The sequence below is a fragment of the Streptomyces atratus genome (genome assembly GCF_014648655.1).
GTDB classification, from domain to species: Bacteria; Actinomycetota; Actinomycetes; order Streptomycetales; family Streptomycetaceae; genus Streptomyces; species Streptomyces atratus.
Genome location: NZ_BMRN01000003.1, coordinates 41053 through 55050, shown reverse-complemented (window position 1 = coordinate 55050; position 13998 = coordinate 41053). Strand labels below are relative to the sequence as shown.

The 13998-nt window shown below is 72.1% G+C and carries 13 protein-coding genes; 8 read left to right on the top strand and 5 right to left on the bottom strand.

What is annotated here, in order from left to right; translation table 11 throughout:
- Positions 1–165: 165 nt before the first annotated feature.
- Genes IEZ15_RS05830 through IEZ15_RS05820 form a run of 3 tightly spaced genes read left to right on the top strand, consistent with a single transcriptional unit; the run spans position 166 to position 3364 of the window.
- On the top strand, positions 166–822 hold the full coding sequence (locus tag IEZ15_RS05830; RefSeq protein ID WP_189275343.1) for a bifunctional DNA primase/polymerase: 657 nt from the start codon (positions 166–168) through the stop codon (positions 820–822).
- A 53-nt stretch (positions 823–875) separates the two neighbouring features.
- Complete coding sequence (locus IEZ15_RS05825) at positions 876–1715, top strand: ABC transporter ATP-binding protein (RefSeq protein ID WP_229845759.1); 840 nt, start codon at positions 876–878, stop codon at positions 1713–1715.
- The gene (locus tag IEZ15_RS05820) at positions 1712–3364 is read left to right on the top strand and encodes a transporter (RefSeq protein ID WP_189274786.1); all 1653 of its coding nucleotides are present in this window, start codon (positions 1712–1714) and stop codon (positions 3362–3364) included. Before IEZ15_RS05825 ends, IEZ15_RS05820 begins: the two co-directional genes overlap by 4 nt.
- 76 nt (positions 3365–3440) lie before the next feature.
- On the opposite strand, the gene IEZ15_RS05815 is transcribed toward IEZ15_RS05820, so the two are convergent.
- On the bottom strand, positions 3441–4334 hold the full coding sequence (locus tag IEZ15_RS05815) for an alpha/beta fold hydrolase (RefSeq protein ID WP_189275339.1): 894 nt from the start codon (positions 4332–4334) through the stop codon (positions 3441–3443).
- 690 nt (positions 4335–5024) lie between these two features.
- Positions 5025–5717: an iron-dependent transcriptional repressor DtxR gene (locus IEZ15_RS05810; RefSeq protein ID WP_114245954.1), complete on the bottom strand. Its 693-nt coding sequence runs from the start codon at positions 5715–5717 to the stop codon at positions 5025–5027.
- A 218-nt stretch (positions 5718–5935) separates the two neighbouring features.
- On the opposite strand from IEZ15_RS05810, the gene IEZ15_RS05805 reads away from it, so the two are divergent.
- Complete coding sequence (locus IEZ15_RS05805; protein WP_189274784.1) at positions 5936–6691, top strand: SIS domain-containing protein; 756 nt, start codon at positions 5936–5938, stop codon at positions 6689–6691.
- A gap of 25 nt (positions 6692–6716) precedes the next feature.
- Here the strand turns inward: IEZ15_RS05805 and IEZ15_RS05800 are convergent, their stop codons facing one another.
- Both IEZ15_RS05800 and IEZ15_RS05795 read right to left on the bottom strand, forming a co-directional pair.
- Positions 6717–7895, bottom strand: coding sequence for a sensor histidine kinase (locus IEZ15_RS05800; protein WP_189274782.1), 1179 nt, complete (start codon positions 7893–7895; stop codon positions 6717–6719).
- Entirely contained in the window at positions 7892–8656 is a 765-nt protein-coding gene (locus IEZ15_RS05795) for a response regulator transcription factor (protein WP_114245951.1), read from the bottom strand. Before IEZ15_RS05795 ends, IEZ15_RS05800 begins: the two co-directional genes overlap by 4 nt.
- 127 nt (positions 8657–8783) lie before the next feature.
- Between IEZ15_RS05795 and IEZ15_RS05790 the strand changes: the two genes are divergently transcribed.
- From IEZ15_RS05790 to IEZ15_RS05775, 4 genes are read left to right on the top strand one after another with little or no spacing between them, the layout of a single operon-like run.
- Positions 8784–9332 (top strand): hypothetical protein, encoded by a 549-nt coding sequence (locus tag IEZ15_RS05790; RefSeq protein ID WP_114245950.1) that lies wholly within the window; start codon positions 8784–8786, stop codon positions 9330–9332.
- 14 nt (positions 9333–9346) lie between these two features.
- Positions 9347–10387, top strand: coding sequence for an efflux RND transporter periplasmic adaptor subunit (locus tag IEZ15_RS05785; RefSeq protein WP_189274779.1), 1041 nt, complete (start codon positions 9347–9349; stop codon positions 10385–10387).
- Complete coding sequence (locus tag IEZ15_RS05780; protein WP_229845758.1) at positions 10384–11166, top strand: ABC transporter ATP-binding protein; 783 nt, start codon at positions 10384–10386, stop codon at positions 11164–11166. Before IEZ15_RS05785 ends, IEZ15_RS05780 begins: the two co-directional genes overlap by 4 nt.
- Positions 11163–12398: an ABC transporter permease gene (locus IEZ15_RS05775; protein ID WP_189274777.1), complete on the top strand. Its 1236-nt coding sequence runs from the start codon at positions 11163–11165 to the stop codon at positions 12396–12398. Before IEZ15_RS05780 ends, IEZ15_RS05775 begins: the two co-directional genes overlap by 4 nt.
- Before the next feature lie 73 nt (positions 12399–12471).
- On the opposite strand, the gene IEZ15_RS05770 is transcribed toward IEZ15_RS05775, so the two are convergent.
- Entirely contained in the window at positions 12472–13827 is a 1356-nt protein-coding gene (locus IEZ15_RS05770; protein ID WP_114245947.1) for a PAS domain-containing protein, read from the bottom strand.
- Positions 13828–13998 lie beyond the last annotated feature (171 nt).

The window sequence follows — 13998 nt, the reverse complement described above, 5'->3', positions numbered from 1 at the left end:
CCGATCGGGCACCGCTTCACGCGCGCCCCCACCCATGCATCCATGCGCCCCGCATGCCGGATCGATGAGCTCTGACCACACCCGCCACGCCCGTAACCCCATGTGAGGGCGGTAGTTGTGCTGTTCGTGGAAGAGCCCATCGGAGTCGAAGAGCCCATCGGAGTCATGGAAGCCGCGAAGAACCCCCTGCAGCGGAACGAGCAACTGCTCGACGCCGCGGTGCGGTACGCGGACGAGCGGCACTGGGACGTGTGCCCCGGCACCTGGCTGGAGGCGGCGGAGGGAGCCGAGCGGTGCTCGTGCGGCGACGCCGGCTGCGCCTCGCCCGGCGCGCACCCCGCCGGACCCGACTGGGCGGGCCGGGCGACCGGCAGCGGTACCGCGGCCCGCCGGATGTGGTCCAAGCACCCCGGGGCGTCGATCCTGTTGCCCACCGGTCGCTCCTTCGACGCGATCGACGTACCGGAGTCCGCCGGCTTCCTCGCCCTGGCCCGCATGGAGCGGATGGACGTACCGCTCGGACCCGTCACCCGCACCCCCGACCGGCGGATGTTCTTCTTCGTCCTGCCGGGCACGGCGGCCGACGTGGACGATCTGGTACGGAAGTTGGGCTGGCGGGCAGTCGCGATCGACCTCGTCGGCCGCGGCGACGGCCACTACGTGACGGGGCCGCCGACCCGGGTCGGCGGACGCGGGGCGGTGCAGTGGGCCCGCCGTCCCACATCCGCCAACCGGTGGCTGCCGGACGCCAAGGAGCTCATCAGCCCGCTCGCCTACGCCTGCGCAAGGGAAGCAGCCGACGCACGAGCACGCCTCTCCTGAGCTGCCCTTTCGTAGGCTGTCCCCGTACACGGGGACACCGAAAGGCTTACATCATGCAGGACCGGACAGAGACCGACAGAGCAGTGCGGGCGGGAGAAGCGGGAGAGGCGGGCGGAGCTCCGACGGCGCCGCCCGCCGTTCGCGTACAGGGGCTGTGGAAGCGGTTCGGCGAGCAGACCGCGGTCGCCGGGATCGATCTGGAGCTGCCCGCAGGCAAGTTCATCGGTCTCGTGGGCCCCAACGGAGCAGGCAAGACCACCACTCTGTCGATGGTCACCGGACTACTCCGCCCCGACCAGGGACTGATCGAGGTCGGCGGCCACGACGTGTGGCGCGATCCGGTCGAGGTGAAGTCCAGGATCGGTGTGCTCCCGGAGGGGCTGCGACTCTTCGAACGCCTCTCGGGGCGCGAACTCCTCGCGTACACCGGAAGATTGCGCGGGCTGCCGGGCGCCGAGGTCGACAAACGGGCCACCCAGCTGCTCGATGTACTCGATCTGGCGGGCTCCCAGCACAAGCTGGTCGTCGACTACTCGACCGGCATGCGGAAGAAGATCGGACTCGCCGCCGCGCTGCTGCACAACCCCGAAGTACTCTTCCTGGACGAGCCGTTCGAGGGCGTCGACCCGGTGTCGGCACAGACCATCCGCGAGGTTCTGGAGCGGTACACCCGCTCGGGGGCGACCGTCGTCTTCTCCAGTCATGTGATGGAGCTCGTGGAGTCCCTCTGCGACTGGGTGGCCGTCATGGCCGCCGGCACGATCCGGGCCCAGGGCACCCTGGCCCAGGTGCGCGGCGAGGCGTCCTCGCTGCAGAACGCCTTCCTCGAACTCGTCGGCGCGGGCTCCCGGACCACCGGCGAGTCCCTGGACTGGCTGGGCGGCGACCGATGAGCGTGCTCGACGCCCCTGTGGGAGCCGCCCCCGGCCGGGACAGCACGAGCGGTGGCGAGGGGCTCGTCCCCGTCTTCGTACGGCTCAAGCTCACCCTGCTGCGCAACGGGCTGCGGCAGTCGGCCGGCCGACGGGCCGCGTACATCGCCTCCCTCGTCCTCGCCCTGCTGATCGCCGCGGGCCAGCTGATCGCACTGATCGCGCTGCGCGGGAACGCCCATGCCGGCTCCCTCGTCGTCCTGCTGGCCGGGTTGCTGGCGGTCGGCTGGACCGTGATGCCGCTGTTCTTCCCCAGCGGTGACGAAACCCTCGACCCGAGCCGTCTCGTGATGCTGCCGTTGCGGCCGCGCCCGCTGATCGCTGCGCTGCTGATGGCGTCGCTGGTCGGGATCGGTCCGCTGTTCACGCTCTGTCTGACGGCCGGCTCGGTGATCGCGGTGGCGCAGGGGGCGGCCGGTGCGGTGTTCGCCGTGGTGGCCGCGCCGCTCACGCTGCTGGTGTGCGTCGCGCTGACGCGGGCCGTGGCCACGGCCAACACCCGGCTGCTGACATCGCGCAAGGGCCGCGATCTCGCGGTGCTCAGCGGACTCTTGATCGCGGTGGGCTTCCAGGTCGTCAACTTCGGTGCGCAACGGCTCGGCCGGGCGGGCGGGCTCTCCGCCCTCGATCCGGTCGCGGATGTGGTGCGCTGGCTGCCGCCCGCCTCGGCGATCGGGGCGGTCGACTCGGCGTCGCAGGGCTCGTACGGGCAGGCCGCCGTACAGCTGCTGCTGTCCGTGGCGGCGCTGCTCGCGCTGTTGTGGCTGTGGCAGCGGAGCCTGGTGAAGCTGATGACGGCCCCGGACGGTTCGACCCTGGCGGCTGCCGAGCCGAACCGCGAGAAGGCCGGCAAGGGCGGCTCCAAACTCTCCGCACTGCTGCCCCAGGGGCGTACGGGCCCCGTGATGGAGCGCAGTCTGCGGTACATCGCACGCGACCCGAAGACCAAGGCCGCCTGGGTCACGGCGCTGGCGATCGGGCTGATCGTGCCGATGCTCAACGCGTTGCAGGGCACCGGCTCTCTCTACTTCGCCTGCTTCGCCGCCGGGATGCTCGGCATGCAGATGTACAACCAGTTCGGGCAGGACACCTCCGCGTTCTGGATGGTGGCGCTGACCATCTCCTCCACCCGGGACGCGTACCTCGAACTGCGGGCGCGGGCGCTGGCATTGCTGCTGATCACGCTGCCGTACACGATTGTGGTGACCGTGGTGACGGCGGCGGTGCTCGGCGACTGGGAGGCGCTGCCGGAGGTCATGGGCCTGTCGTTCGCCATGCTGGGCGCGATGCTGGCGACGGGTGCGGTGGCGTCGGCGAACTTCCCGTACTCGATCCCGCAGGACGGGGCGTTCAAGAACGTGGCACCGGGGCAGGCCGGGCTCGCCTGGATCTCGATCTTCGGCGGCATGATCTCGGCGGCGCTGCTCTGCGCACCCGTGATCACGGTGACGATCTGGCTGCATGTCGCCGACATGGAGCAGTGGCTGTGGCTGCTGCTGCCCGCGGGGGCGGTGTACGGAGCGCTGATCTCCTGGGCGGGGCTACGGCTCGCCGCTCCCCGAACGGCGAACCGGCTCCCGGAGATCCTGGCGGCGGTCAGCAAGGGCTGAGAGCTTCCCGCGCAGGGCCTGTCTCTCCTGGACCGGCCGGCACATGGGGGGCGGCGCCCCCATGTGCCGGTCGGCCTCAAGAGGAAACGGGCTCGCGGTCGCCCTGGGGGTCCTCGGCGAACTGCTCCAGGAAGGGTTCGACCGCCGCTCGCCAGCCCTCCGGCTGGTCGTAGTGGACGAGATGGCCGGCGTCGGCCACCTCCGCGTACTGCCCGCGCGGCAGTACGCGGACCATCTCCTGGGCCTCCGCCCGGCCCAGCTCGCCGTCGAGGCCGCGGAGCACCAGGGCCGGGCACCGGACCTGCGCCAGCTCCTCCCAGTGCGCGTCGAACACCCACGTCGCGCGCGACTGGAGCATCTGGCGGCGGGAGAAGACGGGGCGCCAGCCGTCGGCCCGCTCGGCCATCACCTCGGCGAAGAATTCGCCGCGGGCGGGGTTGGGCCGCTCCACCCAGGGGTCGTCCTCGCCGAACCACTTCCGTACGTCGGAGAGCGTCGCGAACGGCACCGGCCAGGACTTGAACCAGTCCTCCCACTCCCGCTGCGAGGCCGCCCCGAGCGCGGAGGCCCGCATGTCGCAGATGACCAGGGCGCGGACGAGATCGGGGCGCTTCGCGGCGAGCTGCCAGGCGGTGAGCGCTCCCATCGAATGCCCGACGAGGGTGACGGGGGCGAGGCCGAGCTGTTCGATCGCCGCCTCGGCGTCGGCGACGTACGCCTCACGGGTGTACGGGCCTTCGGCCGGCTTCTCGCTGCGGCCGTGCCCTCGCTGGTCGAGGCCGACGGCGCGGTGCCGCTCGGCGAGCCAGCGGGTGGTCGAGGCCCAGTGGGAGGCCCGGCCCATCAAACCGTGGAGCAATAAGACCCCGGGGGCGCGTTCGCCCTCCGTGCGCCCTTTGGGCGGGTCGGCGAACTCCCAGGCCGCGAGGCGTACGCCGTCGGTCCCGGTCACATCGATGCGCCGCACCATATGTTCTGGCACCCCCTTCTGGTCCTCGATCACCGCTCGATCACCGCTCGATCACCGTGTGGTCGCGTCACGCCAGACTATCGAACCTCTATTCGAAAACTGGGTTCCGGCACCCAACACCCCTCGTTCGAGTGACCGGCTCCAAGGATTGACGGCGGCCTCGGAGGGGAGATCTTCTCCGGGAGGCGGGCCACTCGGGGATGAGGGCTCGTGGGGATCGGCCTTGAGAGCTCGGGGCTCCAGGCCGAAACAGGGGAGGGCAGGCCCCGGCGCCGCAAGGCGCCGGGGCCCTCTGCCGTTCGGGGAGCGATCGTTCGGGGGCGGCCGGCGCCAAAAAACCTTCGTGGGCGGTGGCATGGGTACCGCGGGCGGTGGCATGGGCTTCATGGACGGCCGGGCGCGACCCGCAGGCAGCCGGGTGCGGATCGTGGGCGGCCGGGACCGCGGCAACGACCTTCCGGTGCGCGTGCCGGACGTGCCGGACATGCCAGTACGACGGGTGCATGCGCCTGCTCCCTCCCCGGCCGCGCGACCAGATGGCCGACACTCTCAGGTATGCCTCAGCCACAGCCTGGCACGGGATCCGTCCGGGCGCTGCACTTCCGGGCGGAAAAACGGAAAGCGGACGTTGCGCTTCAGCGCCCTGCCGGCACTCGGTCGGGCGCGCATGGGTGCACGTCGCGGCGGCCGTCAGCGCTTGGCCACGAACACATGCGAGGCGATCTCGGCGCCCAGCTCCGCCGCCTCGCCACTGCTGCCGACCAGCACCCCGCCGGGCGACTGGGTCACGCTGACCACGGAACCGGGCTGAACACCCGCCCGCCGCAGCGTGTACATCAACTGGGCGTCCGTCTGGATCGGCTCACCGATCCGGCGCACGACCACCGTCTTGCCCTCGGTACCCGGGTCGAGCTCCGACAGGCTCACCATGCCCTCGTCGAGGAACGGGTCGGCCTCGGCCTTCTCGCCCAGCTCCTCCAGGCCTGGGATCGGATTCCCGTACGGGGACTCCGTCGGGTGGCGCAGCAGCTCCAGCACCCGCCGCTCCACGGCCTCGCTCATCACGTGCTCCCAGCGGCATGCCTCGGCGTGGACCTGCTCCCACTCCAGGCCGATCACGTCGACGAGCAGGCACTCGGCGAGCCGGTGCTTGCGCATGACGCGGGTCGCGAGGCGACGCCCCTCGTCGGTCAGCTCCAGGTGGCGGTCGCCCGCGACCTGCACCAGGCCGTCGCGCTCCATGCGCGCCACCGTCTGGCTGACCGTCGGACCGCTCTGGTCCAGCCGTTCCGCAATCCGGGCGCGCATGGGGACCACGCCTTCCTCTTCGAGTTCGAGGATGGTGCGGAGATACATCTCCGTGGTGTCGATCAGTCCGGACATTCGTGCCCCTCGATGCTGTGACATGAAAACGTCGTAAGCGCTGTGCGCTGGCCCTGCCCCAATTCTGACGCATACCACCGACAACCGTGCCGCGCCGGCCGAGCGCTGTGCGGCGGAGCGGCGTGGGCGCTATTGACAGGCCACTGGTCCGGACCGCAACGTGATCCGCGGCACGGACACCCCACGGACCATTCTCCCCGCCGGAAAGGGCCTCCTCGATGAGCGACAGCAAGCTGGCCGGTCAGTTCTTCGATGCAGCGATCGGCCTGCTGGAGCGCGTACGCGACGAGGAGTCCGGCAACATCGCGGCCGCCGGTGCCGCGATCGCCGACACCGTCGCCGCGGGCGGCAGGCTCTTCGCCTTCGGCGCCGGGCACTCCTCGCTCGCCGCGCAGGATGTCGTCTACCGGGCGGGCGGGCTCGCCCTGATGAACCTGCTGGCCGTGCCGGGGGCGGTCGGCGTCGACGTCATGCCGGCGACCCTCGGCTCGGCCCTGGAGCGGGTCGACGGGCTGGCGGGCGCGGTGCTCGACTCCAGCCCCGCCGAGGCGGGCGACGTCCTCGTGATCATCTCGCTCTCCGGGCGCAACGCGCTTCCGGTGGAGATGGCGATGAATGCGCGGGCGCTCGGCCTGAAGGTCATCGGCGTCACTTCGGTGGCGTACGCGGACGGCACCCGGTCCCGGCACAGCTCGGGCGGCTTCCTGCGGGACCACTGCGACATCGTGCTCGACAGCAAGATCTCCATCGGTGACGCGGAACTGACCGCCGACGGGATCGAGGCACCGTTCGCACCCGCGTCGACGGTTGTCACCAGTGCGGTGATGCAGGCGATGATGGCCGCCGCCGCGGAGCAGCTCGTGGCGCGGGGGATCGAGCCGCCGATGCTGCGGTCGGGGAACGTCGACGGCGGTCACGAGTGGAACGGGCGCGTGATGACGGAGTACCGGGACCGGATCTTCTACCGCCGCTGATCGCGCCGGGCCGCCTGCCGCCCCGCTACGGGCACGTCGGCAGCACGACCCGGACCGTCAGTCCGCCGCCCGGGTTCGCCGTCGCACTCGCCTCGCCGCCGTGCGCCCTCGCGATCGACGCCACGATGGAGAGCCCCAGACCGGCCCCCTCACCGGGGGCATGGCGGCGGGCCTGCGCCCGGCGGAACGGCTCGAACAGCAGCGGCACGGTCGCCGGGTCCACCACCGGCCCGGTGTTGGCGACCTCCAGACCGCCCGGCCCCACCCGGACCCGCACCGTCCCGCCGGGGTGGTTGTGGCGCAGCGCGTTGGCGACCAGGTTGTGCACGAGATGGCCCAGCAGGACCGGGTCGCCCTCGACCGACAGCGGCCGGACCTCCGCCTCGACGGTGATGGAACGGTTCTTCGCCTCCGGCTCCAGCGCCTCGGTCACCGTGGACGCGGTCGCGTCCAGTCCGACCCGTTCGCGCCGCCGCAGGCCCTCGTCACAGACCGCGAGGAGCAGCAGACCCTCGATGAGCTGCTCGCTGTCGGCGGCGGTGTCGATGAGCTTGTCCCGGATCCAGGCGACCTTCTCGGGCGGCGGGTCGTCGGCGAGGCCGATCTCGGCCGCGGCCCGCTGCACGGCGAGCGGGGTGCGCAGCTCGTGGGCGGCGTTGGCGGCGAACCGCTGCCGGGCGGCGACCAGCTCCTCGATCCGGTCGAGCATCCCGTCGAAGGTGTCGGCCAGTTCCTTGAGCTCGCCGGGCGGGGCCTTCAGCGCGAGGCGTTCGTGCAGGTTGCTGCCGGAGAGCCGGCGGGCGCGGGCGGTGATGACGCCGACCGGCCGCAGCACCCGGCCCGCCATCCACCAGGCGAGCGCGACGGAGAGCGCCGAGTAGACGGCGAGGGAGACCCCGGAGACCGTCAGCAGTTGGTTGAGCGCGGCGTCCCCGGCCGCGGTGGTGACCCTCTTCGCCACCGCGTACTGCCCGGGTTCCATGACCACGGTCTGCGCCCAGTCCGTCGGCGGCTGGGGCGCGGAGGCCACGCCCGACCGGATGGCGGGGCCGGCCCCGTCGGGGACCGCCGGGGCCACCGCAGTGAGCACAGTGGCGTAGAGGCGCTCGCTGACCAGCAGGTAGACCAGCCCCATCAGCAGGGCGCCGGCCAGCACCAGCAGTCCGCCGTACAGCGCGGTGAGCCGGGCGCGCTCGCTCCTCACCGGCTCTCCCCCGGCCGGTTCACGGAGCCGTCGTCCGGCTGGTCCGCCGGCCCGCTCACCGGTCCGGTCGCGGGGCCGTGGTGCCCCGGCCCGTCCGCGGGGCCGTCCCCGATGCGGTAGCCGGCCCCCGGGACCGTCTCGATCACCGGGGGCGCGCCCAGTTTGGCGCGGAGCTTGGACAGGGTGACCCGGACCGCGTTGGTGTGGTAGCTGGTGTCCTCCTCCCACACCTCCTCGATCAGGTCGTCGCCGCTGACGACCGCGCCCTCGGCCCGCAGCAGGGTCTCCAGCACGGCAAACTCCTTGCGGGAGAGCGAGAGGTAGCGGCCGTCGCGGCAGACCTGGCGGCGGGCGGTGTCGAGCGTCAGCCCGGCCCGCTCCAGGACCGGCGGGAGAGCGGGGCGGGCACGGCGGCCGAGCGCCAGGACCCGGGCGAGGAGTTCGTCGTACGCGAACGGCTTGGTCAGGTAGTCGTCGGCGCCGAGCCCGAGGCCGGCCACCCGGTCCCGTACCGTCCCGGACGCGGTGAGCATCAGGATCCGGGTCAGCAGGCGCATGCCGACGACCCGCCGGCACACCTCGTCGCCGTGCAGCCCCGGCAGATCGCGGTCGAGGATCATCACGTCGTACGCGCCGAACCGAAGCCGGTCCAGCGCCGCCCGGCCGTCGGGGGCGATGTCCACCGCGACGGCGTCGCGGCGCAGCCCCTCGGCGATCATCCCCGCCAGGAATTCCTCGTCCTCCACCACCAGCACACGCATGAGTCCTGTGTAACCCAAAGCGATGTTTCGTCGGTGTAAGCATCCGGGCTGAGAGAAACGAAACCGCGACCTCGTGCACGCTCAAGCCGTTCGTACCCGGCCTGTCAGCAACGGACGAGGAGTCCTCATGAACCCGACCATTTCCCGCCGGACCACCTCCCGCACACAGAGCCGCAGCGTCGTCGCCGCCTGCCTGATGGCCGCCGCCGTCGTCCTGTCTGCCACCGCCTGCTCGGGCGACGGCGACGGCGGCGGAAGCGGAAGCGGAACCAAGAGCGGCGGCTCTGCTTCGAGCACCAAGAAGACGGCCGAGGACCAGGCCCTGGAGCACCGCAAGTGCCTGCGGGAGCAGGGCCTGGACGTCGCGGAGCCGAAGCCGGGCGAGGACGGCCACGGAATGACCATCAAGGGCGACGGCAAGAGCAAGCAGGAGATGGAGAAGGCGCTCAAGGCCTGCCAGGACAAATCGGTCGGCGGGGCCAAGGAGATGACCCAGGCCCAGAAGGACAAGATGCTCGCCTTCGCCCGGTGCATGCGCAAGCACGGCATCGACATGCCCGACCCGAAGTTCGAGGGCGGGATCGCGCAGGCGCCCGCCATACAGCAGAAGGACATACAGAAGGACATGAAGAAGTTCGAGAAGGCCAACGCGGCGTGCGAAAGCGCCGGGCGGTGAGGCACGGACGCGTCATGGTGGCCGCCGCGGCGGTGCTCGCCGTGGCGGCCGGGTCACTGGCTCTCACCCAGTTCGGCTCCGCCGGGGAGACGGGCGGCCCGAGGAACACCGGGCTGCCCCCGGCCACCGCCGCGGTCGAGCGCCGCGACCTGCGCGACAGCGCCCAGGCGGACGGCACGCTCGGCTACGACAAGCAGCGCAAGGTCAACGCGGGCGCGGGGGGCACCATGACCTGGACCCCGCGCACCGGCTCGACCGTCAAGCGGAACGAGCGGCTGTACGAGGTCGACGGCCGGCCGGTATGGCTGATGTACGGCTCGGGGCCGATGTACCGGACGATGAAGCCGGGCGACCGCGGCCGGGACGTGGAGCAGCTGGAGCGCAATCTCGCGGAGCTCGGCTACACCGGCTTCACCCCGGACGACGAGTACACCGAGCTGACCGCGGCCGCCGTCAAGCGCTGGCAGAAGTCCCACGACAGCGAGCGGACCGGAACGGTGGGGCCGCAGGACATCGCCTTCTCCCCGGGGGAGGTCCGGATCAAGAGCGTCGAGGCGGCCGTCGGCGAACTGGCCCAGCCCGGCGCTCCGGTCCTCACCACGACCGGCTCCGAGCGCATCGTGACGTTCGAGCTCGACGTCGCCGAGACCCAGCTCGCCAAGGCGGGCACCAAGGTCACCGTCGATCTGCCGGACGGCAGCCGCGCGGCCGGGTCGGTCTCCTCGGTCGGCCGGACGGCGAAGCCCGGCAAGGACCCGCAGGACAACAGCCCCAAGGTCTCTCTGACCGTCTCCTTCGACAAGCCGGACAAGGTCGGCGGCTTCGACCAGGCGCCGGTCACGGTGAACCTGAACGGCGAGCTGCACAAGGATGTCCTCAGCGTCCCGGTGAACGCGCTGCTCGCGCTGCCCGGCGGCGGCTTCGGCCTCCAGGTCGTCCAGGGCGGCACGGTCCGCGACGTGAAGGTCGAACTCGGCATGTTCGCCGAGGGCCGGGTCGAGGTGTCCGGCGGCGGGCTGCGCGAGGGCATGAAGGTCGGGGTGCCGAAGATATGAGCACGGTCGTCGGCCTCAGGGCCGTCACCAAGGAGTACCCGGGCCCGGTCGCCGCCCTGCGCGGGGTGGACCTCACCGTCGAGGAGGGCGAACTCCTCGGCATCGTCGGCCCGTCCGGCTCCGGCAAGTCCACGCTGCTGCACATCATCGGCACCCTGGACCGCCCCACCGCCGGGTCCGTCCACATCGCGGGGCACGACGTGGCGGCGCTCTCCGACCGCAGGCTCTCCGCGCTGCGTGCCCAGCACGTCGGCTTCGTCTTCCAGGCGTTCCACCTGGTGCCGGGCGTCAGCGCCCGCGACAACGTCGCGGAGGGCCTGCTGTACTCGGGCCTGTCCCGTGCCGTACGCCGCCGCAGGGCCGCCGAAGCGCTGGAGCGGGTCGGGCTCGCCGACCGCCTCGACCACAAGCCGCACCAGCTCTCCGGCGGACAGAAGCAGCGGGTCGCCATCGCGCGGGCCGTCGTGGGGGAACCCGCGCTGCTGCTGGCCGACGAACCGACCGGGGCACTCGACTCGGCGTCCGGGGAAGCGGTGATGAAGCTGCTGCGCGACCTCAACCGGGAGGGCGCCACCATCGCGGTCATCACGCACGACACCGAGATCGCACGGGACCTGCCGCGCGAGGTGCGCATCCGGGACGGCCAGGTGGTCGCGGACGTACGCAATCCGTCCGCGGACGTACGCGATACGTCCACGGGCATGCGCGATCCATCCACGGATGTGCGCGATGGATCCGGAAACGGCCGCTCCCCAGCCACGACGGGAGCGGACCAGTGAGGGCGCGGCGGGCGGACCGCGACTCCGCCGGCCGAGGCCGGGGGCGGCTGAAAGCGGCCCGGCTCGGCCCCCGGGACGTACTGCACGTCGGCTCGGCGGGGCTGCGCAGCCGGCCGATGCGGGTCGTACTCTCCGCCCTGGGCATCGCCATCGGCATCGCGACGATGATCTCGGTGGTGGGCATCTCCGCCTCCAGCCAGGCCCAGCTGCTCCGGGAGCTCGACAAGCTGGGCACCAACCTGCTCGTGGCCTCCCCCGGCGATTCGATGTTCGCCGGGCAGGACGTCGAGCTGCCCGAGGACGCGGTCGGGATGGTGGGCCGCATCAAGGGCGTCCAGGAGGTGGGCGCGACCGCCGACCTCGACACGACCGCACGCCGCAACGAGAAGATCGACAAGGACGACACCGGCGGGATCGTCGTCAAGGCGACCACCGGCGACCTGCTGCGGGTACTGCGCGGCGAGGTCCACAGCGGGAGCTGGCTCAACAATGCGACCGGACGCTACCCCTCCGTCGTGCTCGGCCATGTCTCCGCGGAGCGTCTCGGCATCACCGCTCCGGGCCGGCAGGTGTGGATCGGCAACCGGTACTTCACCGTGGTCGGCATCCTCGCCCCACTGCCGCTCGCCCCGGAGATCGAACGCTCCGCACTGGTCGGCTGGGAGGGTGCGAAGCGCCTGCTGGGCTTCGAGGGCCACCCGACGTCGGTGTACGAGCGCTCGGCCGACGCGGCGGTGCAGGACGTGCGCAAGGTCATGGCGGCGACGGTCGACCCGCAGAACCCGCAGAACGTAAAGGTCACCGACCCGTCGGCGGCACTCCAGGCCAAGGCGGCGACCGAAGGGGCGTTCAGCAGCATGCTGCTGGGCCTGGGCGGCATCGCGCTGCTCGTCGGCGGCGTCGGGGTCGCCAACACCATGATCATCTCGGTGCTGGAGCGGCGGTACGAGATCGGGCTGCGCCGCTCGCTCGGCGCGACCCGGGGCCAGATCCGCATCCAGTTCGTCACGGAGTCGCTGATGCTCTCCGGCCTGGGCGGCCTGGCGGGCGTGGCGCTCGGTGCGGCGGCGACCGGGGTGTACGCGTACTCCGGCGGGCTGCCCTGGGTGGTGCCGCCGTGGGCGGTCGGCGGCGGCTTCGGCGCGACGCTGGTGATCGGCACGATCGCGGGCCTCTACCCGGCGGTGCGGGCGTCCCGTCTCTCACCGACGCTGGCGCTGCACGCGGCGTGAGGACGGGCCCCGGCCGGGTCCGGTGCCGGGCTCCGCGACGGGGCCCGGCACACCCCTGGCCGGACCGCGTCGCCTACGGCCGCTTCGTCACCTGCGCCAGGTCCACCGCTGCCGCTACCCGCACCGCCACGCTCTCCGCGTACACCGCGTCGGGGCGTTCGAAGGCCGTGCGGTGGGCGGAGCGCAGGAACGTCACCACGCCCAGCGTCCGCCCCCTGCTCCGCAGCACCGCGCACAACGCGTGCACCGAATCCCCCGGCCACTGCCGTTCGGCCGCCCACGCCCCGGCCCCGGGTCCCGCCCCCGCGCTGGCCCGTACCGAACCCGTACGGTCCACCGCCTGAAGAGCCGGGTGCCCCGCCGCGTACCGCAGCGGAATCCCACCGCCGGCCACCGGCAGGCACGGACCCGGCTCACCGGACGGGGTCGCCGCCACCCGCACCAGCCGCTCCCCCGCCACCAGGTCGACCAGCGCATGGTCGGCGAAGCCCGCGAGCGCGTAGTCCAGATAGGACGTCGCCGCCTCCATCGGATCCTCGCACTCGGACGCCGACCTCGAAGCCCGGTGCAGCTGGTTCGAGCGGAACCGCACCCGGTCCGCCTCCTGCGCTGCCAGCTTCTCCGTGGTCACGTCCTGGAACAGCCAGCCGACCCCCAACGGAACCGGCTCCTGCGCGAGCGGCGACGTCAGCCGCAAAAAGCCACTGCGCCAGCAACGCCGCCGGTCCCCCTCCGCCGTCCGCAACGTCACCCACAGCTCGCCGAGCGCCGGTGGCGCGCCCTCGGCGAGTACGTGCTGCAGGGCACCCTCCAGATCCTCGACGCCCTGCGCGATCAACTCCCCCAGCGGGCGCCCCAGCAGCGTCGTACGCCCGCCGCCCAGCGCCCGTGCCGCGTGCGTGTTGACGACCGTCGGGCGCAGATCGGCGTCGACGAGCACCACACCCCACGACGCGTCCTCCAACAGCGCCTCGCTCAGCGCGATCGACCGCTCCAGGTCGATCTGCGCCTGCACCTCCCCGAACGCGCAGTACACCCCGGCCGGCTTCCCGTCCGCACCCCGGACCCCCGCCGACTGCGTCCGCACGAGCACCCGCCCGCCGTCCTTGCGCAGCAGCGCGAACTCATGCACCCGGCGACCGGCACCGTCCATGGCCGCCATCAGCCGCTCCTGCACCTCCGCCGCGTCCGCCCGCCGCACCGCCCACCCGGCGAACCCGGGCCGGCCCACGGCCTCCTCGGCGGACCAGCCCAGAATCCGCTCGGCCTCACGGTTCCAGTGGGTGATGGTGCCGTCCGCGTCGAACGCGCAGAGCGCCGCATCCATCCCGTCGAGCAGCGCCGCGAGCAGCTCGGCCCCGGGCCCCGCCCTCGGCCCCTTCTCGGGCTCGAGCGCGTCGGTCGTCCCACTGCTCGTGGACGCACTCATCCCGTACCCCCCGCAGGACGTATCCGGCATTACCGCACGTCAGACCATTGAACTCGAACGTGACCCAGCGCACACCGACTTCGCTGAAATCCACTCCCATCCGGCGCGGAATCCGGCCGCTCAAGCCTCCGCAGATGTGTACGGGCAATGACGGCGCCCAGGACGTTCGGG